This is a genomic window from Erwinia sp. CGal63 (genome assembly GCF_037026505.1).
In the GTDB taxonomy this organism is placed as follows: domain Bacteria; phylum Pseudomonadota; class Gammaproteobacteria; order Enterobacterales; family Enterobacteriaceae; genus Erwinia.
In genome coordinates this window covers 707,158-725,166 of record NZ_JAKUMN010000001.1, presented here as the reverse complement: position 1 = coordinate 725,166, position 18,009 = coordinate 707,158, and the positions used below count along the sequence as shown (strand labels likewise).

At 50.7% G+C, this 18,009-nt stretch carries 28 protein-coding genes; 5 read left to right on the top strand and 23 right to left on the bottom strand.

All coding sequences use genetic code 11. The features are described 5' to 3' along the window. The 12 genes from MKZ79_RS03205 to MKZ79_RS03150 all read right to left on the bottom strand — a co-directional run bounded on the left by MKZ79_RS03205 (position 1) and on the right by MKZ79_RS03150 (position 7,986). On the bottom strand, positions 1 to 1,305 hold the full coding sequence (locus MKZ79_RS03205; protein WP_336140140.1) for a phage portal protein: 1,305 nt from the start codon (positions 1,303 to 1,305) through the stop codon (positions 1 to 3). Beyond that, positions 1,305 to 3,035, bottom strand: a complete 1,731-nt coding sequence (locus MKZ79_RS03200) for a terminase large subunit (protein WP_336140139.1) — start codon at positions 3,033 to 3,035, stop codon at positions 1,305 to 1,307. The genes MKZ79_RS03205 and MKZ79_RS03200 overlap by 1 nt, the downstream gene beginning before the upstream one ends. Next, on the bottom strand, positions 3,035 to 3,508 hold the full coding sequence (locus MKZ79_RS03195) for a phage terminase small subunit P27 family (protein ID WP_336140138.1): 474 nt from the start codon (positions 3,506 to 3,508) through the stop codon (positions 3,035 to 3,037). The genes MKZ79_RS03200 and MKZ79_RS03195 overlap by 1 nt, the downstream gene beginning before the upstream one ends. Positions 3,509 to 3,638: 130 nt before the next feature. Beyond that, positions 3,639 to 3,983, bottom strand: a complete 345-nt coding sequence (locus tag MKZ79_RS03190; protein WP_336140137.1) for a hypothetical protein — start codon at positions 3,981 to 3,983, stop codon at positions 3,639 to 3,641. A gap of 61 nt (positions 3,984 to 4,044) precedes the next feature. Continuing rightward, a complete protein-coding gene (locus tag MKZ79_RS03185; protein ID WP_336140136.1) occupies positions 4,045 to 4,398 on the bottom strand; it encodes an HNH endonuclease in 354 nt (117 codons plus the stop codon). A 256-nt stretch (positions 4,399 to 4,654) separates the two neighbouring features. After that, a complete protein-coding gene (locus MKZ79_RS03180; protein ID WP_336140134.1) occupies positions 4,655 to 5,578 on the bottom strand; it encodes a hypothetical protein in 924 nt (307 codons plus the stop codon). Positions 5,579 to 5,976: 398 nt separating this feature from the next. Then, a complete protein-coding gene (locus MKZ79_RS03175) occupies positions 5,977 to 6,228 on the bottom strand; it encodes a hypothetical protein (protein WP_336140133.1) in 252 nt (83 codons plus the stop codon). 62 nt (positions 6,229 to 6,290) lie between these two features. Then, entirely contained in the window at positions 6,291 to 6,614 is a 324-nt protein-coding gene (locus MKZ79_RS03170) for an Acb2/Tad1 domain-containing protein (RefSeq protein ID WP_442897121.1), read from the bottom strand. Between the two features lie 3 nt (positions 6,615 to 6,617). Further along, on the bottom strand, positions 6,618 to 6,818 hold the full coding sequence (locus tag MKZ79_RS03165; RefSeq protein WP_442897120.1) for a hypothetical protein: 201 nt from the start codon (positions 6,816 to 6,818) through the stop codon (positions 6,618 to 6,620). Continuing rightward, positions 6,772 to 7,206 carry an Rz lytic protein gene (locus MKZ79_RS03160; RefSeq protein ID WP_336140131.1) on the bottom strand — a complete coding sequence of 145 codons (435 nt, stop codon included), beginning with the start codon at positions 7,204 to 7,206 and terminating at the stop codon, positions 6,772 to 6,774. Before MKZ79_RS03160 ends, MKZ79_RS03165 begins: the two co-directional genes overlap by 47 nt. Then, positions 7,203 to 7,640 carry a lysozyme gene (locus MKZ79_RS03155; RefSeq protein WP_336140129.1) on the bottom strand — a complete coding sequence of 146 codons (438 nt, stop codon included), beginning with the start codon at positions 7,638 to 7,640 and terminating at the stop codon, positions 7,203 to 7,205. The genes MKZ79_RS03160 and MKZ79_RS03155 overlap by 4 nt, the downstream gene beginning before the upstream one ends. Next, entirely contained in the window at positions 7,624 to 7,986 is a 363-nt protein-coding gene (locus tag MKZ79_RS03150; RefSeq protein WP_442897119.1) for a phage holin, lambda family, read from the bottom strand. Before MKZ79_RS03150 ends, MKZ79_RS03155 begins: the two co-directional genes overlap by 17 nt. 453 nt (positions 7,987 to 8,439) lie before the next feature. Here MKZ79_RS03150 and MKZ79_RS03145 point away from each other — a divergent pair, with 453 nt between their 5' ends. After that, the gene (locus MKZ79_RS03145; protein ID WP_336140128.1) at positions 8,440 to 9,117 is read left to right on the top strand and encodes an OB-fold protein; all 678 of its coding nucleotides are present in this window, start codon (positions 8,440 to 8,442) and stop codon (positions 9,115 to 9,117) included. A gap of 149 nt (positions 9,118 to 9,266) precedes the next feature. On the opposite strand, the gene MKZ79_RS03140 is transcribed toward MKZ79_RS03145, so the two are convergent. The 11 genes from MKZ79_RS03140 to MKZ79_RS03090 all read right to left on the bottom strand — a co-directional run bounded on the left by MKZ79_RS03140 (position 9,267) and on the right by MKZ79_RS03090 (position 14,953). Beyond that, positions 9,267 to 9,890 (bottom strand): hypothetical protein, encoded by a 624-nt coding sequence (locus tag MKZ79_RS03140; RefSeq protein ID WP_336140125.1) that lies wholly within the window; start codon positions 9,888 to 9,890, stop codon positions 9,267 to 9,269. Continuing rightward, positions 9,887 to 10,480 (bottom strand): recombination protein NinG, encoded by a 594-nt coding sequence (locus tag MKZ79_RS03135; RefSeq protein WP_336140124.1) that lies wholly within the window; start codon positions 10,478 to 10,480, stop codon positions 9,887 to 9,889. Before MKZ79_RS03135 ends, MKZ79_RS03140 begins: the two co-directional genes overlap by 4 nt. Next, positions 10,480 to 10,908 carry a YbcN family protein gene (locus tag MKZ79_RS03130; protein ID WP_336140123.1) on the bottom strand — a complete coding sequence of 143 codons (429 nt, stop codon included), beginning with the start codon at positions 10,906 to 10,908 and terminating at the stop codon, positions 10,480 to 10,482. The genes MKZ79_RS03135 and MKZ79_RS03130 overlap by 1 nt, the downstream gene beginning before the upstream one ends. Before the next feature lie 18 nt (positions 10,909 to 10,926). Then, positions 10,927 to 11,109, bottom strand: coding sequence for a hypothetical protein (locus MKZ79_RS03125; protein ID WP_336140122.1), 183 nt, complete (start codon positions 11,107 to 11,109; stop codon positions 10,927 to 10,929). Next, entirely contained in the window at positions 11,099 to 11,440 is a 342-nt protein-coding gene (locus MKZ79_RS03120) for a hypothetical protein (protein WP_336140120.1), read from the bottom strand. Before MKZ79_RS03120 ends, MKZ79_RS03125 begins: the two co-directional genes overlap by 11 nt. 143 nt (positions 11,441 to 11,583) lie before the next feature. After that, positions 11,584 to 11,802, bottom strand: a complete 219-nt coding sequence (locus MKZ79_RS03115) for a hypothetical protein (RefSeq protein WP_336140118.1) — start codon at positions 11,800 to 11,802, stop codon at positions 11,584 to 11,586. Then, positions 11,799 to 12,491 carry a replication protein P gene (locus MKZ79_RS03110; protein ID WP_336140114.1) on the bottom strand — a complete coding sequence of 231 codons (693 nt, stop codon included), beginning with the start codon at positions 12,489 to 12,491 and terminating at the stop codon, positions 11,799 to 11,801. The genes MKZ79_RS03115 and MKZ79_RS03110 overlap by 4 nt, the downstream gene beginning before the upstream one ends. Continuing rightward, complete coding sequence (locus MKZ79_RS03105) at positions 12,488 to 13,435, bottom strand: hypothetical protein (RefSeq protein ID WP_336140109.1); 948 nt, start codon at positions 13,433 to 13,435, stop codon at positions 12,488 to 12,490. Before MKZ79_RS03105 ends, MKZ79_RS03110 begins: the two co-directional genes overlap by 4 nt. Then, complete coding sequence (locus MKZ79_RS03100) at positions 13,432 to 14,262, bottom strand: ParB/RepB/Spo0J family partition protein (RefSeq protein ID WP_336141335.1); 831 nt, start codon at positions 14,260 to 14,262, stop codon at positions 13,432 to 13,434. The genes MKZ79_RS03105 and MKZ79_RS03100 overlap by 4 nt, the downstream gene beginning before the upstream one ends. Before the next feature lie 34 nt (positions 14,263 to 14,296). Then, the gene (locus tag MKZ79_RS03095) at positions 14,297 to 14,635 is read right to left on the bottom strand and encodes a hypothetical protein (RefSeq protein WP_336140107.1); all 339 of its coding nucleotides are present in this window, start codon (positions 14,633 to 14,635) and stop codon (positions 14,297 to 14,299) included. A gap of 108 nt (positions 14,636 to 14,743) precedes the next feature. Further along, entirely contained in the window at positions 14,744 to 14,953 is a 210-nt protein-coding gene (locus tag MKZ79_RS03090) for a helix-turn-helix transcriptional regulator (RefSeq protein ID WP_336140105.1), read from the bottom strand. A gap of 105 nt (positions 14,954 to 15,058) precedes the next feature. Here MKZ79_RS03090 and MKZ79_RS03085 point away from each other — a divergent pair, with 105 nt between their 5' ends. The 4 genes from MKZ79_RS03085 to MKZ79_RS03070 all read left to right on the top strand — a co-directional run bounded on the left by MKZ79_RS03085 (position 15,059) and on the right by MKZ79_RS03070 (position 17,448). Continuing rightward, the gene (locus MKZ79_RS03085) at positions 15,059 to 15,718 is read left to right on the top strand and encodes a LexA family protein (RefSeq protein ID WP_336140103.1); all 660 of its coding nucleotides are present in this window, start codon (positions 15,059 to 15,061) and stop codon (positions 15,716 to 15,718) included. Between the two features lie 53 nt (positions 15,719 to 15,771). Continuing rightward, positions 15,772 to 16,305, top strand: a complete 534-nt coding sequence (locus MKZ79_RS03080; RefSeq protein ID WP_336140101.1) for a DUF2778 domain-containing protein — start codon at positions 15,772 to 15,774, stop codon at positions 16,303 to 16,305. Next, a complete protein-coding gene (locus MKZ79_RS03075; RefSeq protein WP_336140099.1) occupies positions 16,302 to 16,517 on the top strand; it encodes a hypothetical protein in 216 nt (71 codons plus the stop codon). Before MKZ79_RS03080 ends, MKZ79_RS03075 begins: the two co-directional genes overlap by 4 nt. A 67-nt stretch (positions 16,518 to 16,584) precedes the next feature. After that, positions 16,585 to 17,448: a DUF7946 domain-containing protein gene (locus tag MKZ79_RS03070; protein WP_336140097.1), complete on the top strand. Its 864-nt coding sequence runs from the start codon at positions 16,585 to 16,587 to the stop codon at positions 17,446 to 17,448. The last annotated feature ends 561 nt before the right edge of the window (positions 17,449 to 18,009 follow it).

The window sequence follows — 18,009 nt, the reverse complement described above, 5'->3', positions numbered from 1 at the left end:
CTAAGCCGCCTGTTTCAGCGGGGATTGCTCGAAAGGTATGTCGGGAAAAATATGGTTATGCAGCTTCAGCAACTGCGCGGCCTGAGCGGCCTGACTGTTGGCTTTCAAGTCTTCCAGCGGTGTGAGGTTCAGCTGGACGGTGTAAAGCTCGCCACCTTCAATCGGCGGCATGTTCTCAAGGCGACGCACGTCATTACGTGACATCCAGCCATTTTGCAGCGCGGTCGTGTAGTACGCAGCGCGCCCGGCGCTGTCGGCACGCAGCAGGCCTTCAACGGAGAATTCCGCGAAAAGGTCTTCGTCGCCGTCCAGCAGGCAGCGGGAAATCTCCTGCTCAATATTCACCAGCAGCGGGCGCAACGTGTTGGTCAGAAACTGGAGGTTCATGCCCTCAACGCTTGACGCCCAGCTGCTCTGCTTATCAGCATGACCGACCATAAACGGCGGCACGCGGAACCAACGGCAAATCTCCTCAATGCTGAATGCGCGAGACTCAAGCATCTGGGCATCATCAGGGTTCATCGTGACGCCCTGGTACTTCATGCCACCTTCGAGAACCATTACCTTTCCAGCGTTTTTCGATCCGATAAACTTCTGGACATAACCCCGGATGCGCTCTCGCTGATCGTCATTAAGCGCCTGCTCTGCTGACAGAAACCCGGAACTTTGTAGCCCATTCTCAAAGAGTTTTGCCGCTGACTCTTCAATGGCCATTGCGGAACCAATCACATCCCGTCCTTCGGCCATCGGCATCATGCCGCAGACGCCATCCAGGCCAAAGCCGCGAATGTGCATCAGGTTCTTTACCGGAATGACGCGCTGCGCCTGTGCCTCGGTATAGGTGTATTCCAGATTGCCGTTATCCAGCCGCTTTACGACCATGTTCTGGGGCAACAGCGGTACCAGCGATACCATACGGTTGCCGATCATCTTTTTTTCGACAAACGCATTGCCGCGCAGGCAGATGCTGGCCACCACCATCAGCATGAAACGCGACGGCGTCATTTCCATATTCGGACGGCGGCACAGCACCTGATAAGCCGGGTGCGACGTAGCGGGCTTACGCGAGCCGTCCGGCTGGCGCTCGTAAATCTTCAGCGGCAGCGTGGAGACGGACTCGCTCAGCAGCCGGACGCAGGCCCAGACGGCGGACAGGTGCATTGCTTTTTCAGCCGACACCACTTTTCCGCTACTGCTTAAACCCATCCACTCCTGCCAGAACGTACCGGTAGTCAGCCCGATCGGTACGCCCAGCCAGTTCAGCAGCGCGCTTTTCACCTTGCCGGGCTGTTTGCTCTCTTTCATCAGAAACCTACCATTATCGGGTTATCAAAGAAGCCGCTTAAGTCCTGCGGCTCTTCTCCGCCGTTGAGGATCAGACGACTGAGCCCGGTAAACATGGCGACCGGGCCGTCTATTTTTGCCTCTGGCGTCGATTTATTGGGGAACACGTTGTCGTTTTTTTCGGTCTTTGCGGTGACGTTGCTCATCATCCAGGTCATTACCGGGTGATTGTTGTGATGCAGGCGCCCGGCATAGGCCAGCGCCTCCGTTTCCTTCATGGCTTCAGAGAGATTGCGCACCGTCTGCGCCACCTCCACCATCGGCACACCCTCCTCCGCCAGCGACAGGCTGAATTGCGTTGCGCCCCACGGGTCAAAACCGATTTCCCGCAGGTTTTCACCGGCAATCCACTTCAGGAGGTCTTCTTTGATAACGGCGTGATCCACAACGTCACCGTCCGTGAGCGTCAGGTGGCCGCTGTCGCGCCATTTCTGGTACAGCTCGGCCATCTGCCGGGAACAGCGATCCAGCCGGCCCTCAGGGAGCCAGAACATAAAGTCTGCGTGAACGTGACCTGCAGGTGCGCGCCATACCTTCACCGCCGCACAGATATCAATTTTGTTTGCCAGATCCACGCCGACCCACATCGGGTACGTTTTCAGCTCATGCGCCGGTGCCAGCGATTCGCATTCCTCCCACCTCACCATATCCATCCATGCCGACTCGGCACTGACCCAGATATTCAGGTGCTTGGTGAAGAAGTTGTTGCGAGCAGAAATCTGTTCCTGGGCCTTTTTGGCCAGGCGGCGCAGATCGTCCCAGCGCTTACAGATGCCCAGGCCCGGATTGGCCTTCTGCCACACCTTTTCGTCGAAAGGCTCGTCGCCCTCGTCCAGGGTAAAAATAATCCCAAAAAAGGTGTCGTCATCCACCACGCCGCTCAGTACCTTCACCGCGTAGTCGCGCAGCTCGTAACAGATGCCCTCGCGGTTAAATCCTGCGGTGGTGATGGCAAACAACAAGGACTGCGAGCGGGCGCCGGTTGCGGTTTCCAGAACGTCCCACACGTCGCGGGTGCGGTGCGCGTGAAGCTCATCAACGATCGCGCAGTGGATATTCAGGCCGTCGAGGTTATTGGCATCGCTGGAGAGCGGCTCAAACTTTGAGGCGGTGCGCTCCTGAAAAATCGCGAGCTTGTTGTAGTCGAACAGCCTGCCCAGCGCGGCGCGGGACTGCTTAATCATGTTCACGGCGTCGTTAAAAACGATACGCGCCTGATCCCGTGTGGTGGCGGCGGAATACACCTCGGCCCCGCCTTCCCCGTCAGCACCCGCCATATACAGGCCGATGCCGGAGGACAGCGTTGATTTGGCGTTTTTACGCGCTACCTCGTTGTAAGCCGTACGGAAGCGGCGAACCATGACCGGCTTGCCTTTGCTGTTCAGCACCTGCTCGCCCGTTAGCTCGTTTATCTGCGGCACCACGAAGCCAAAAATGTTAATCAGGATGAAGATGTGCCAGTCCATCAGGTCAATCGGCTTACCGGCCAGATCGCCTTTAACGTGCGGCACGAATTTATAGAAATTGAGGATGTGCTGGGCGCGGCTTTCACTGAAGAAAACATTGCGCTGCTCGCCGACCTGCAGGTCGTCCAGAAAACGGGCGCAGGCCTGCTTAACGTATTTGCACGCAACGATTTCGCCGCTCATCACGCGCTCGGCGTAGCGGATGCCGTCTGCAACTTTAGCCATCAGTCCCTCGCTTTCAGGAATTCTTCCAGCGGATCGACCTTATCGGGGCCACCAGCATTAACCTTGCTGCGCGAGGCCGGGGTCATGCCGAACTCTGACAGCATGGCGCGAATGCGTTTCCAGGCATCCGACTTCATTGCTGCAGCCGGATGCGCTTTTATCATCACGTCGCCGGTTTGTGTCTCCACCCGGTACGTATAACCTTCCGTATCGAGCGTTTCGCAATGGCGGCGATATTCGGTATAGGCTTCTATCAGCAGCTCAAGCGCCTTACCGTCGAGCTGGGTAAGCACACCTATACCGTCAAGCTCCTGGGCAATCTGCTGGAACCAGTACTTGCCCATTTTGTCGAGATGCTTCGGAGTATTGGGTACCCCTTTCTCTGGTTTGGGCTCGTTCTGGTTAATCGGGCGCTTGGATGGGTTCCCCCTCACCAAAACCAGGTGTGACGGGGTTTTCGGTGGTCCTGACATTGGGGAAACTCCACTGAAAGGGTACTTTGGGGGTACCCATAAAAAAGGTTTCTAACCTGCGGCGATGCGAGAAAAACTTAGGCGGCGGTCCTTTGGGGAGCAGGCCCTGAACTTTTCCCCCGCCCTCCCACTATTTAAGTGTCTGCTCAAGAGTGGTAATAGCGATAATCAAAGCGCTAAGGCAGCTGAGGACAGTAACGAACGATATTGCTGCTACGTGTAATCCCGGCACAAAGCCTCTTCTCTGCTTTATAAAACTTTGGCATTGTTCTAAAACATTCGAAATCCAGTATCCGAGCATAACCATTGCGCTTAGCCCAAAGAAGTAAACCATTACTTTTCCTGCTCCGGAATATCCATGTTTATCAGCCAAAATCACAATGAATGTCATAGCCGCTATCAGAGTCACATAGCTCGCTGTATCGTTAACCAGCTTGGTCATAAATGCAGATGCTTCACCTCGTTGCAAACTCATAACTTTCTCCTTTGTTTAATAAAGGAGTTATCGTCTGCGAGTTTTCAAAAAAGTAAAATAGCTAATTTCTGGATTTTTCTTTCGCCGTCTTGTCCTTATGGCACGGCCAGCACAACGATTGCAGGTTGCTATCACCGTCTGTGCCGCCATGTGCTTTGGGTTTGATGTGATCTACCGTGGATGCAGGTACAGGCTTGCCGTTCTTCAGGCATTGCTGGCAGATGTGACGATCACGCTTCAGGATGCGGGCACGAATAATGACCCACTTATTGCCGTATCCTCTCTGGTGCCTGCTTTGTCCACGCTGATGCTGTTGCCAACCTTCATGACGATGATCATCACAGTAGCCAGAGCGATCAGTGGTTGTCTTACGGCAGCCAAGCTTACGGCATGCGCGAGGGATGGCAGAAGGCATCAGGAACTCCAGCAGGTAACGTTGATCAGGGCGCTGCCTCTCTTGGCCTTTGCCCATACCTGCAGCGGCGCGGCAAACCCTATCTTTCCCGTCTCATCGTGCGCTGGAGCGTTAGCCGCAGGCTTTGATGAAGAGTCAGCCCAACACACCTCAGAGAATCCAGGCCAGCTTACAACGGTCATATAGGCGTTGTTAGTGCCATCAGTAATCTGCGTGTATTCGCTATCGGTGAGCGTGATTGTCTCGGTCGCCATCGTTATGCCTCGTACTCAATGCGCGTCATGTATCTCTCTCCCCAGTGAGTGGTAGCAAACGGGACAGTTACCGATGCGGCACCGTTAAATTGAATGGTGGTGTTGGTGTTGTCGCTGAAATAAATCCTGATGCTGCTGGCGTTGCCGTCTCTCTGGACAGTTACCGATGATGCCGCGCGCGTGACCGTTGAGGTGGACTCAGTGACGATCGGAGACGTTGCATAGGGATAGTTTCCTATCTCTATCATTCCCAGGCCTGCAGGGAACGTTACGCTGTCATCGCTGGCCTTAACGAACCATGAGAACACGTAATTACCGGCGGCCACGTTAGCGCTCTGTGTAAGCCACAAGGACGGCTGACCGTTGCTGGCGTCTGCATTGCGCCCTAACCAGATTCGAACACGGCTGGAATCAGTCACTCTTGCGGCTGCAGCCATGCGCTGCCATTTACTGGTGAGGTTGTAGCGGGCCAGCGGTACTATCTGCGCGCCGCCTACGTCCTGACTGACCATGTAGCTACTGGCGGCCACCGGCAGGCGCCCAATCGCTCTACCGTCCGGTGCGCCGGTCTGGTCTACCACGATAGAGAACGTGCCGGACTTCTGCACGTTGGTACTCTCAGCAATCGCGCGACCGTTCACCTGAATATTCGTTGATGCCGGTTCTGGTTGATGCCTGCCGATAGCCAGACCGTTGCGGTATTCCAGCGGCCAGGCGTTAGCGGCAGAGGTTACCAGCATGCCTGATTCGTCCCAGTAGAGATGCGCCGGGCCATTATATGAGATGCGACTGTCGAGGTTCATCATGGTCAGATCGATAGCCTTGATGCCCGCCTTAACTGCCCTGCCAATGCTCAGCGCGCCAGGCACCCAGATACCGCTGAAAGAGTTAGCCCCGATTACCAGAGCATTTGAGGTTGTGATCATGCTTGCTTCAATAAAAAATGCTCGGTAGCGTTTTTGTGACGACTGATAAATTAATGCTTTCAGCATCAATCTATATTAAATGTTTAAACCCATTAAAATCTCTTTGTCTTTATATAGGAGACGATTATGAACTTGACGGAAGATGCAATAAATAGCGCTTATAGATCAACCGTATCAGTACTTTTCAATCAACTAATAAACTCTATAGCGGGGGGGGATACTCAAGCTATAAAGCATTTCCGTGCTGGTCTAGAATTGGCTAAAGATGCTAGAGACCAAGCTTTATCTCTGTTATCCAGTGACTACTTCCCTTAATTTATTTTAGAATGGAAGTAATTAGCACCTTACAATCATATGCATTACTATTGATTAGGGTCACCGTAGCGACCCTACTTCTATTACCCACCCCAGTTGATACGACATTGATTTATTTTACAATTTGCAAAAACACCTTCTTTTGAATGAATCATCATGGTCGGGTTCTGGGTCCAATCCTGTGATACATTAAATTCTTTTATCATATCTCCATTCATTACACATTCGTTAAAATAGATAGCATAAACATTATCAATACCTTCCATTTCTGCTATTTTCTCTGAGCCATCAGGGTATTGAATAATAAAGGTGATTTTCTTAATATTTCCACGCATATCATACCTCAGAAAGAAGTTTGGAAAGGAGTAAGTGATTGCTTTTTTAGCATAGCAGAATGCTATCTATTAAATAGTGGAAGGCATTTGCAATTCGGTAACTTTGCAACCGTCATCGGGCGCATCCACAAATGCGCCTTGTGATGACCCCAGCAATCGTCATCCGGCTGAGCCGCGGCGCAACAGGCGAACATGCAGGCTTTTTGCATTTCAGTCTTTGCCATCGCAGCCCATCGCGGGTCTGCGCCAGTTTCTTTGGACGTCTCCAGCAGGCTCAGAAAATGGCGGCTCACATCTTTCAGCCGGTTCATCACCTCAATGTCGCCTGCTGTTAATGTGCGATAGCCCTTAACAGTACTTCCATCCTGCGGTTTTGCTTCGCTCATGGGTTATTTACCTTGGCGGGTTGATTCAATGCTGCGGATCGCCGCCCGGTCAATATTGGCCTGCCCCAGCAGTCCATAAAGCTCTGCTGATAACTCCACCGCCTGGCCGAACGTCATATTGTCCGGCACCGGCGGCACATCAATCGGACTGGTCAACTCAGTGGGGATCGGCAGATTTGGCTGGCTGATTGTCCGGTACTGCACCTGCGGTTTTTGCTGCGTCGCGCAACCGGTCAGCAGCGCCAGCGGGAACAGGAGCAACAGCGCACTTGTCCGCCGCAAGGTAACGTTTAATTTCACTCTGAAGCTTCCTGTTTTGCTGTGCTGTTTCTGCCCGTTGCTCGACTACCTGAGACATGACGGCGTTTTGCTTATTCACTGCTGTGACCAGGTCATTTACTGAAGATGCCAGGCCATCGTTTTTAGAACGCAGATCGTTAATCTGGTCGTCTTTGCTGTTTGAGAGCTTTTCCAGTCTTTCGTTAGTGGCCGTCAGCTGTGCGTTGCGGGCATTAAGCCCCCACAGGCAGACGCAAATGAGTCCGATCACGATGAGGTAAGAGTAATTCCTGAAGAGGCCGATAATTTTCATGTTTTGAACAGCTCCCTTTCTCGCTTGCGCCGCGGCAAAAGCAGATCCGCGATTGTACCGGCGCGCTTCCACTGTAGAAATTGGTCAGCGGCGCCCGCGTAGTCCTTCGCATTAAGCTTTTTCAGCAGCGTGGAGTTAACAAAAGATGTCCGGCCCACGTTGAAAACAAAGCTGCACAGCGCGTCGTACTGATTCTGCGTGAGCGGCACTTTCACATTTCCGTTAATGGCTGACTCTACCCAGGCCAAGTCGCTTAACAGCAGGCTGGTTGACTGAGCGGGCGTGATGGTTATCCCTTTTGCGATTGGTTTCCCGTCTACTGTGCCGGTATGCCCGACGCCGATAGTCCAGACGCCAACCGAATCAAGATAGGCCAGTAGTCTTTCGCCCTCTTCACGTTTGATAAAGGCAATGCCGTTATTGCTGATTTTCATCCGCGCCTCCAAATTTCCGATCGGTAAGCTTCTTGAACCGGAACGAGATGTAATCGACACCGATGAAGCCAATAAGGATTGCTGCCACCCAAGCGAAGTCGTCCCCGACATTCCAGCCGAAGATAGAGATGATGACCTGAAGGGTTGGCTTCACGAAAAAGGCGAACATACTGCACATAGCGGCATCCATTAACCGGCGCGGCCATGTGTCTTTACCGAAATACGACGCCCTGAGCAGAGCCATAGCCCCGGCCAGCGCCGCGTATCCTGATTCACTCTTATGGGCATAAAGCCAGGCTATCAGGCTGGCCCAGTAGCCCGGATCTTTATCTGGCATCTTGCGCATTTCCACCCCCATTACAGGGGACTCGCTTTAGGATTTGATGAGATTGTGACCTGAGCGAGTCCGGTTAAACTTCTCAATGTCACCTGAGAAATCTTCCCGCCGTGCGTCAGTCACCGATCGAAATCCATGTAAAAAGCGCTCCACCCCTGTCACATGGGGAAATCCGGAGTGGGCGCAAAAAAAAGGCCCGCCGAAGTGAGCCTTGAAAATGTTATTGCCGTTTAGATTGAGGCCATTACCAGTAGCTTGCTTTACCCTAAAGATCTCTACATAGATGCCGATAAGAAATTATAATCCAATAGAGTTAGTTCAATCGGCATTAATTAACTACCTTGCACTTGAAGAATCAGTAGCTTACCTGATTGGCTAGGCATTAATTTCGACAAGAAATAAAATTCATTGATGCAGGAAGGTAATTTAATTTTAACATTTAGAGTAAGAGGTGCATGAATAATGGCATTGATAAAATGTTACGAATGCTCAAAAGAGATAAGTGATACGGCGGCTTCTTGCCCTTACTGCGGAGCTCCTACAAAGAAGATAATTAATAGTGCCAGCCCAGAAAACAAGAAACCCCGACCTGTTGGGATCTTACTTGTCATTGGAATAGTTTTCGTGCCTATCATCTTCATATGGTTTTTACTCCGTAAAGGGTACTCTACGAAAGCAAGAGCTATTGGCTTTGGTTATTTTGTGCTTTCAATTATTTGGTGGAATCGCACTTTACCCGATACAAAGCCTACTTCTAGCTCATATGGATCGTCGCAATCACTAAAAGAGCGACAGACTGATTCTCGCCCATCAGCAGACGTACTTAATACATTTTCGGCTCAGCAGCTTTCTGATGAATATGATGAAAACACAGTTGCTGCAGATATAAAATACAAAAATAAATGGTTTTTACTAGAAGGAACCGTTAGTGAAATAAGCACTGATATTTTAAATGAACCATACGTATCATTATCGGTTGAAAATGAATTCAGTTCGCCACAGCTGAAATTTAACAAATCAGAAGAAAGCTCTCTGGCTGGTTTAAAATCAGGGTATAGAATCAAAGCTCAATGCTTAGGCGCTGGCGATATTGTTAAGACCCCAATGCTCAAGGAATGTACGTTATTGAGAGGCAATTAGTTTCTAACTTATAATGCTCTATGTATTCACAAGCCCCGGCGGTTAGGCCAGGGCTTTCTTCTTCATTCGTTAGCTCAGTACGCTTTACTTCCCGAGCATATACGCAATTTGCCAGGATTCCTGCCCAATGTCTTTAGCTATTCGTGCCATCAGGCAGCAGTTGCAGAATATTCTTTCTCCATTTCACGCTTCACGGCGTAATACAATTCTCCTTCAAGGATATCTGATGCCCATTCCATTCTGTTACGGGCTTCTTTTTGGGTGATGCCTGTGAAGTAAATAAGCGATGACGCGATGTTTTGCGCGCTCTTGCACTTGCAGTATCGTAATCTGACTACAGAACGGATCGGGTTATCCCGGCCGAACGTTTTCACAATGACCGATTCCATGAAGGCGGCATCATCTGATTCTTTGGCGAGAGCGATGATGTTGCCTGCAGCGGATTGCGGGACCAGGATATCGCGTGCTTTCCGCATTAGCTCTTCCCCCCTGTAGCCTTCACAGTGCAGCTCTGTAACGACCTTTTCGATCTGCCTGCCCTTTTGCTCACTCCATTCACAGCGCATCATCAGGCGGCCGATAACGTTCACTTCGCTGCGCTCGTATTCGTCGCCGGACATGTGATCGCCCCAGACCGTTAGGAGATGCCGCACCCAGGCCTGCTGCGATTTATTTATCGTCTTCCAGCCAGTGCCGAATAGCCGACGCATATCCGCGGAACTGCGAACGCCAGCCAGTCGAACGATTTGCTGATAGTCACGCTCTATTCTCATGCTGTCTCTCTTTGTTTAATCAGCTCTCTGGTTTTCTGCCTGTAATTCCGCGCCAGCTCCTGCAGCTCTTCCCGCGTCCATTTCTTAAGCTCGTGCGGGCCCATAAGACCCTCGAAAGCAGCTTGCCCAATCTTCGCTATGAGCCTTGGCTTGTATTCACCAATATTGCCGGACAGGTAGGAGTTACAGTGTTCACACTGGAGATGGCAGTTGCTTTCGTCGTAGCGGGTTTCTTTGCTGGCTCCTACCGTGCGGTAGTGACCGGCATTCATCTTCGCGCCTGTGTTGCGGCCGCAGCTGATACAGGGCTGTCCGGCGTCGCGGGTGCGGATGAATTCGTTAAAGGCTGCCTGGGCTTGTTTATGGAAGTAACTGAGGGGTTGTACTGCGAGCTTGCGGATTTTAATGCTTCGTCTTTCCTGCTGCGCTTCGTCTTTTCTTTTTTTCTCTCGGTCTGCCTCCCTTTTCTGAAGAGCGAATCGCGCTCCGTGTTCAGGGCAACACCACCAGGTTCTGAAATCCTGATAGTGAAACCATTCACGACATATTTTACAGCGCCGTCGTTTTGGCTTATTGGCGGTTGCCTTCATTATGCGACCTGCTTTTTCCTGAGTTGATTGTATTCGCTGTCAGCCGGAACGGTCAGCCGGCAGCCGACATTCAGTGCCCATGCTTCCACCTGTGTCAGGTAGTGATGCATTCCGCCTGTATCGAGATCTGCCGTATGCCGTAGCGTCTGTACCTGGGTTCGTCCACCCGTTACCACATCGACCATTTCGCGCGTCTCGTAGCCCAGATAGGTGTGTTTCATCGCATCCTTAACCCATTCAGGAGATGCAAAGGGCTTACCGCGCTTAATTAAATAAGCGCTCAGCTCTGCGTACCACAAGTGTTGTAAGGAGTTCTGAGGGATGCTGCGTCGATCACGCCATTCTGTGATTTTGATGCGCCAGCGCTTGCCGGAAGATACGAGGTCGAAGATGTGTTTGGTAAACTGCCCCAGGGTGGATTTGTGCAAACAAAAGTCCTGCACGACTCACCTCCGGTAAGTGCTCTCCTGCGCCTTGGCCAGGTCATCTTCCATCTTAGCCATAATCAGCTCGATAGTTTGCTTGTTGTGTCCGCCTGTTTCATGGAACATCTTCAGAAGCGCCAGACCTGCGCTCACTTCAGAAAGATGATCCGGACGGGGTTTAATTGGGATGATTTCAGCTTTCATGATTTTCTCCTGATAAATTTTGGTTTGAATCGCCCTCAAGTACTGATCCGGGTATGAGCACTACATCACCCATCACTGACTGAACGACAGTTCTGAAAACAGCTTCAGGCAAATCGCGACCCATTGAAGGTGTGCGCTCGTCGATGAAAGCCACAAATGTGTTCTCACGACCGCCACCGCTGATATAAATGTTCAGATTGCTTATCAAAAACCCTGCTTTGTCCCAGCGCCCGTGTAAATTGGCGGGCCATTTTCCACCAATAGATTTTAAAGCTGCCCATTCCAGAGCTTTACCTTCAAGCGCTATGACCGCTATAAATCTACTGTCCATGACACCCTCACGTATTTGGAAAGCCAGCACGTTCAATGACAGAGTAATCATTAAGTTAGTTAAAAAGAATAGTGTCACTTATGCCAAATGAAACTAAATTGTGAAGAAAAATAGCAAAGCATTTACCTTGTAATGCTTTTGAATTATCCCCTCCCTTTGTTTTCTGGTTTCCGCTCTTCAAATTCAGCATCTACGATGTAATCGTGAGCTTCGCGCGCCAGCATTCCCATTGCATGTATCGTGTCCTGAGCGTCGGCCAGCGTAGCGTTAGGTTTATTGCTTAGCTTCACGATTGCCAGCGCCAGATTGCGTGCCGTGCTTAATAACGGCGGCTCGATTATCAGCTGCGTTACGTTGCTCATGGCTGCACCTTTCGCATTCCAAGTTTCCGCCGGATTTCTGCGATTTTATCCAGGCCCTTCTCGTTGCTAACGGGGCAGTGCAGCTTCGGTATCTGTGCGACCGGCGCGCCTATCTTCTCACCTGAGTCCAGGCGTTTTGCCATCGAGCGCAATTCCTTCACGCACTTCTGCCGCAGCTCTGCCGGTGTCAGGTTCATGGCACGCATCTGCGAATACAGGGCCGGAACCATCAGCCAGCACTCGTTGCTCTTCCACGGGTATTTTTCCGGGCTGTCGTAGAAGCCACGGCGCGCGCTGTACTCCATCACCATGTCGTAAAGCGCTTCGGCATCTGGCAGGCCATAGCGGCTGGCTTCACCCTGGCGGCACCAGGCGACAAACTGGCCGGGCGACGGGAGGAACGGAGTTTCCTGCTGGCGGGCCAGCTTCATACCGGCGTTAACCTGGTCAATGCTGGTAATTCCGTTTTCGGCAAACGCCAGCACCCACTGTCGCCGCAGCTCGTTCAGCTCGTCCTGAGTTTTGATATTCGCCATTAGCGCCGGGAAGGCCGCTTTCAGCTGACGGAAAAGCTCGTTGAAGATGTGGATCGCCTGCTCAGGCACCTGCTGCTTTGGCTTTTCAGCAGCGTACATCTGCTGCAGCGCCTGGCCATCGCGGTTCTGGATGGCGGTAACGACATTTCTCATAGCTGTAACCCCTCTGCCCAGTCAGTGTTGTTGAAGTCCAGCGCCTGCTTGCCGCCGGTACCAGATTTAGCCTTATCTCGCTTAATCGCCAGCTGTGACCACTTTTCACGAAGCTTTGCAGGACAAAGCACGTTGCCGCACCAGAAGCTGTCCTGGCTGGCCCAGCGAAACAGGCTGCACATGTCGCGATGGTCGCGCCCGTCTTTCTCGCGCATCAGCCGGATGTCGTTTGCCCAGCCTGCGAAAGCAGGTTTTTTGGCAGACGGCTCGATTGATTTCACCACTTCGAACATCCACTCAGCCGCCTTGAGGTCGTCAGCAGTTCCCCACTTGTCGCCTTTCGGTGACTGAATGGCTGCTTCAGGTCGTTGCGGTTTCGTTTGCTGGACAGCAGGAGGGAGATTTCTCTGACGAGAATCTAATACGTTAGTATTAGATGTTATATTGTTTGTGGCACTTTGATGGCAATCTGTTGGCACAACCTCCCCGCCAGCCCTTGCTGTATGCGGGTTTGCGATGGCACTTTGATGGCAATCTGTTGGCACAACTTTTTGCTGATAATCGTCGTATTTTGTGACCAGAATCTTCGAGAATTTCTTGTTCGATTCCTTGCTGATCATCCCCAGTTTTTCGAACTTCAACAGCAGGTATTTTATCCGGTTCGGATCGATACCGGTTTCCTGTGCCAGGGTATGGCGTCCGGTAATGAACTCCCCTCGCCTGCACAGCAGCTCGCCAAACTCCGTCGAGACCGTCCCGGCAGAGTGGTTAGCAGAGAGGATGAAGTGTATCCACAGGTGAACAGCGTCAGAATCCGTCCTGTAGAAAGGCAGTTCCATTATTTTTCTGTGCAGCAAGGCAAACCCCTTACCGGTTGCCTCCGGTCTGTCAGCGGCCTGCTTATCAGGCCGTAATGGTGTTACGTTGGAATAAGCGAGATTCATGCAGCCTCCCCGCCGTTAGTTGGAATGCCAGCGCGGTATTCAGCCAAAATGCGTTGAATTTCGTCAGCCGTGCCAGAAGCAAGAACGAGTGATTCAATAACCTCTTCGTTCACATACAGCGCATCAACCAGCAGCTCAACCAGACGCCGGGCTTTCTTCGCGCTGAATTGAGGCATGGCGTCGCTTTTCGTGAGCTTCTTCTTACCGGCGGCGCGGGCTTTGTCCATCTGCGCCAGCGCTACTGATTCCGCTGCGGCACCGTGCTGTTGAGAAAGAGCAACCGCCGTTGTCGGTGCCACCTCGCCGGACTTGACCATTGCGATCAGGCCGTCGCCGCATTCCAGCAACTGCAGGTGATAATTCACGTCAGCCACGGAGCGCTTCACCTTCTTCGCTATCTCCGCTGGCTCCCAGCCCTGATTGCTGAGGCGCTGATATGCCGCTGCGCGCTCCAGCGGCGCCAGCGCTTTACCCTGCGAGCTGGTAACCATGAAAGCGATGCGATCGGCTTCGGTACCAACAAAATCTTTGCATTCCAGTCTGGCGACTTCATGCCCGGCATCGGTAGCCATCATGGCCCCGTAATAGCGGTGATGGCCGTCGATAACCTTCACGCCCTGCTCCGTTACCTGCACCGCCAGAGGCGGGACAAACTCGCCAGCGATAAACGCATCGCGGAATTCGGCAGCATGCTCCTGGTCGATTTCACGCACGTTATAGCCCGGCTCGACATACAGCTCACTCAGCGGTACCAGAAACGTTTTTTTAACGGTCGTTTCAGTGCCGTTTTTGTCTTTTGCCTTGTAAAGCAGTGATAAAGAACTCATAATTACTCCTGTGAATTGATCCAAACTTTTCGCATCAGGCCTCGAAACTGTTCCCGCAGTTCGGGGCTTTTTCTTTTGTCATTTCCAACTGCAGTCGCGAGTATTCAAGCTGTATCCAGATCAGGTGCCGGTAGGTTTCCAGCGGCATCTTCTTTTCTCCGCGCATCACAAAATCCTCTACACCGCTGGCGGCGAGAGTTTCCATAATTTCCGGATATTTTTCGGTACGGCGAAGGACGGTTGAATCAGCTACTCCGAGCAGCATGGCGACGACTGACTGGCGGGTATTAGTCAGTGCCTGATGAGCGGAAGCCAGAAGGTGGCGCCCGATAAACGCAATACTTCCTGATTTGCGTGGATTTGCGTGTTCCATTTATTAATATGTCCAGGTTGATTAGTTACGTGACGGCACCGTGGGGTGCCACATTTGGTTTTCCCTGGTATTCCAAGGGAGAGTCAGATTGATAAAGAGCGGTGTTGCTTATGCTGCTGATGGCGGGAATAGGTCATCTATCCCGACAGATGCGCCATACTTGTTAAATACCGTCACCAGTAGTCGGCACTGGGAAACATTCAGGCTACGGCGTCCGTTTTCATAATGACCGATCGCGCCTTTGGTCAGACCGAGCTCGCTTGCAATCTCACCCTGTGTCAGCCCCAGTCGCTTACGGATAACTCGTAAGTTGTTCATAGGCTCCTCCTTAAAAATCAAAGTATACATTTTGTATCTGATTACATCAAGTTAAATATACAAAATGTGTCTCGCGCAAAACAATACGGATTGTATGATTCAGTCATGAATATGAAATGGAATGAGCTCGCTAAAATCCGCATGCGTGACATGGGGATCGGGCAAGAGAAATTGTCTGAGCACCTTGGCATCACCAAGGGTGCTGTCAGTCATTGGTTAAACGCGCGCAGAGAGCCAAGCCTCGAAGATATAGCTAAAATTATGCGCTATCTTGGCCTGAAGGAGTTCGTTGTAAACCATGATGGAACCATAGCGCCAGCAGGTCCCATTAGTAATGTGGACGGGTATGAGCCATATACCCCGAGTAGCCGTTACCCTGTTCTGAGCAAAGTTCAGGCTGGGACATGGGCTGAGGCATGCGAGCCTTACACTCTTAAGGACGTTGACCTATGGCTCGAATCAGACGCCAGCACACAAGGTGACGCATTCTGGCTTGAGGTTGACGGCGATTCTATGACTGCACCTATGGGCCTCAGCATCCCGGAAGGTACGTTCGTGCTGTTCGATACCGGTCGGGAACCGGTAAACGGCAGCCTGGTCGTGGCAAAATTGGTTGATGATAACCAGGCAACTTTCAAGAAGCTGGTTATAGACGGCAGCCAGAAGTACCTACGAGGCCTTAACCCGCAGTGGCCTATGGTGCCTATCAACGGCAATTGCCGAATCATTGGTGTAGCGATTGAGACGAAGATGCGGCTTATTTAGGTTACCGCTTCTAAAGGAAATGGGTAGTAACACTGATTTCAGGAGTATTAAAAGTGCAGATCTGCATGATGGATTATGGAAGACTTTCTCAAGATGGTAAGAGCCTAAAATTAAATTGTTATGGGGTGGGCTCTTTTGATGTTCTGTCGGGTATTGAGCGCTTTATTAACAAACCCAACTGCTCAGACATTGAGAAGGCTGCAATCCCACCCGGCACTTATTGGATTGTCGACAGGCCAACAGGCAGTTGGTTTAACCAGTTGCGAGCAGAAGCGATTGATCTGGCTCACCTTTATAAAAATCACCATTCAGAATGGTTTGGTCTGTATAGTTCGGAAACAATGAGCGACTATGTTTTTGTAAACGGCGCTCGCCGCGGGAGCTTTCGATTGCATCCTCTCAATACTGATGGCTCCGGCGTATCATGGGGTTGCATTACATTCTACAGATCGTCTGATTTTCAAACTTTGAGGAAATCGCTGTTAAACCGTAAAAAAATCCGCGTTCCGGGTGGCAAAGGTCTTATGGCGTATGGTCGGATTGATGTCCGTGGAGTTCCGGACTTTTCTAAGTGTGAAGTAAGATGAAAATTATCATTTTTTTTATCGGTTTTGTCGCCGCAATGGTTTTTATCCCTGATAGCTTATTGAGCAGCTTAGTTGAGCATCACGTTCACATCAGTGGTGATGGCGAAGAGGCTATGGACAACTTTGAGTTTACGGTCATTGCTGCTAAAGCTGCACTCTCTGCTGTGGCCGCTCTGGTAGCCTTATGGTTGTATCGAAAACGTAAAGCCTGAAGCTTACGCTCAGTGGCCGGAAGAGAAGTTTGGGTAAACAAAACAACATATATTTGAGGAATAGGTTATGGAAGACAATGCTTTACAGGATATAAAAATATCATTGCGGTACGACGGTAAGGATGCTGAAAATCATGAAATTGACCTCAACTGTCTAGGGGAGTCTCTTAAAGGGTTCTCTAAAGTTTTATCCACTGCTGCGTCTTTTTCAGCTACACAAAAATATAGTAAATTATCGAATTATCAGGAAGTTAAGGTGTACGCGAGAGAGGCTAAAGCAAATTGCTTCACCCTCGAAGCCGCCTTAAATTTTGTAACCCAGAACCAGTTGTTCTCAGGGATCGCGGCAACTATACTGGGAGCAATACTTCAGTATATTTTTGCGAGAAATTCTAATAAGAAAGATGAAATGAAAGCTCTACAGCAGGTTCTGGAAAAAGCCATTGAGGCGCTTGGTAACAAGGATTCTGGCACCATCGATAAATTAATCTCTGTGATTGATAAGATGGCTGTAGAGCTGCGCCCAGCCGTCCGGCAGGCAGTTTCTCCGATTGGTAATACGTGTGATAAAATTAGCATTTCTACTAACAAAGATGGATGCCTTTTGAGTGTAGATGAGAGCGACAAATCTCAGATCGACAAACTTGATGATGATGAAGTTTTAGGATTGACAGAGTACCGCGCTTACCTTACAGAATTTGATGCACAGAATATGACCGCAAAAATATTACTAGAGGGGGATGAATCCGGAAAGCGGATAACTTCTGAGATCAGCGATCCTGCGGCCAGCAAAAAGAATAATCCCTACCTCAATGCATTAAGTGCCTATATTTCGACGAAAGGTGATCCCTCATCTGCTTTCACGATTACTGCGAAGGCTACTGTGAAAAAGGGTCAAATAAATAGGCTATATATTGTTGATGCTAAATAGCAGCCGACCCTAGCAACCGCGCAGATTTTACCCCCCTGTAGCCCGCCCCGAGCGGGATTTTTTGTGTCCTTTTGGCGCCTTTGTGAATCCGTTTGACTGAAATCAATACCTACATAGTCAGAGCGTCTAACATATGACTCACAAAACAACGATGACAGCTACCGTTTGCCCGCAGCCCCCTGCGGGCTTTTTTTGTGCCTGCGATTTGCCTTCCCGCTCTAATGCATTTCCTCCTGAAAAAAATAATTACCTTTAAAAACATCACATAACGTATACAGCATAAAATAAGTATACATTACGTATTGATAGATGGGGATACATTTTGTATATTAGCCCCATCAGCACGACACTCCGTTACGCAGTCTGCTGATTCTGCTCTTTAACAATATGACCCTGTGAATACACAGGCCGAGGCGAGTGCTTCGGGGTGAGGTGTCCGAGCCTAAAAGTAACGCGGATTGCTTCTCAGAGCATGAGCGAATCGGGATGGCAGTCGGCGCAGCTGAGACCAGAGCCACAATGTCACGCCACCTCACCACCCAAGCACTCATTGAGGAAAAC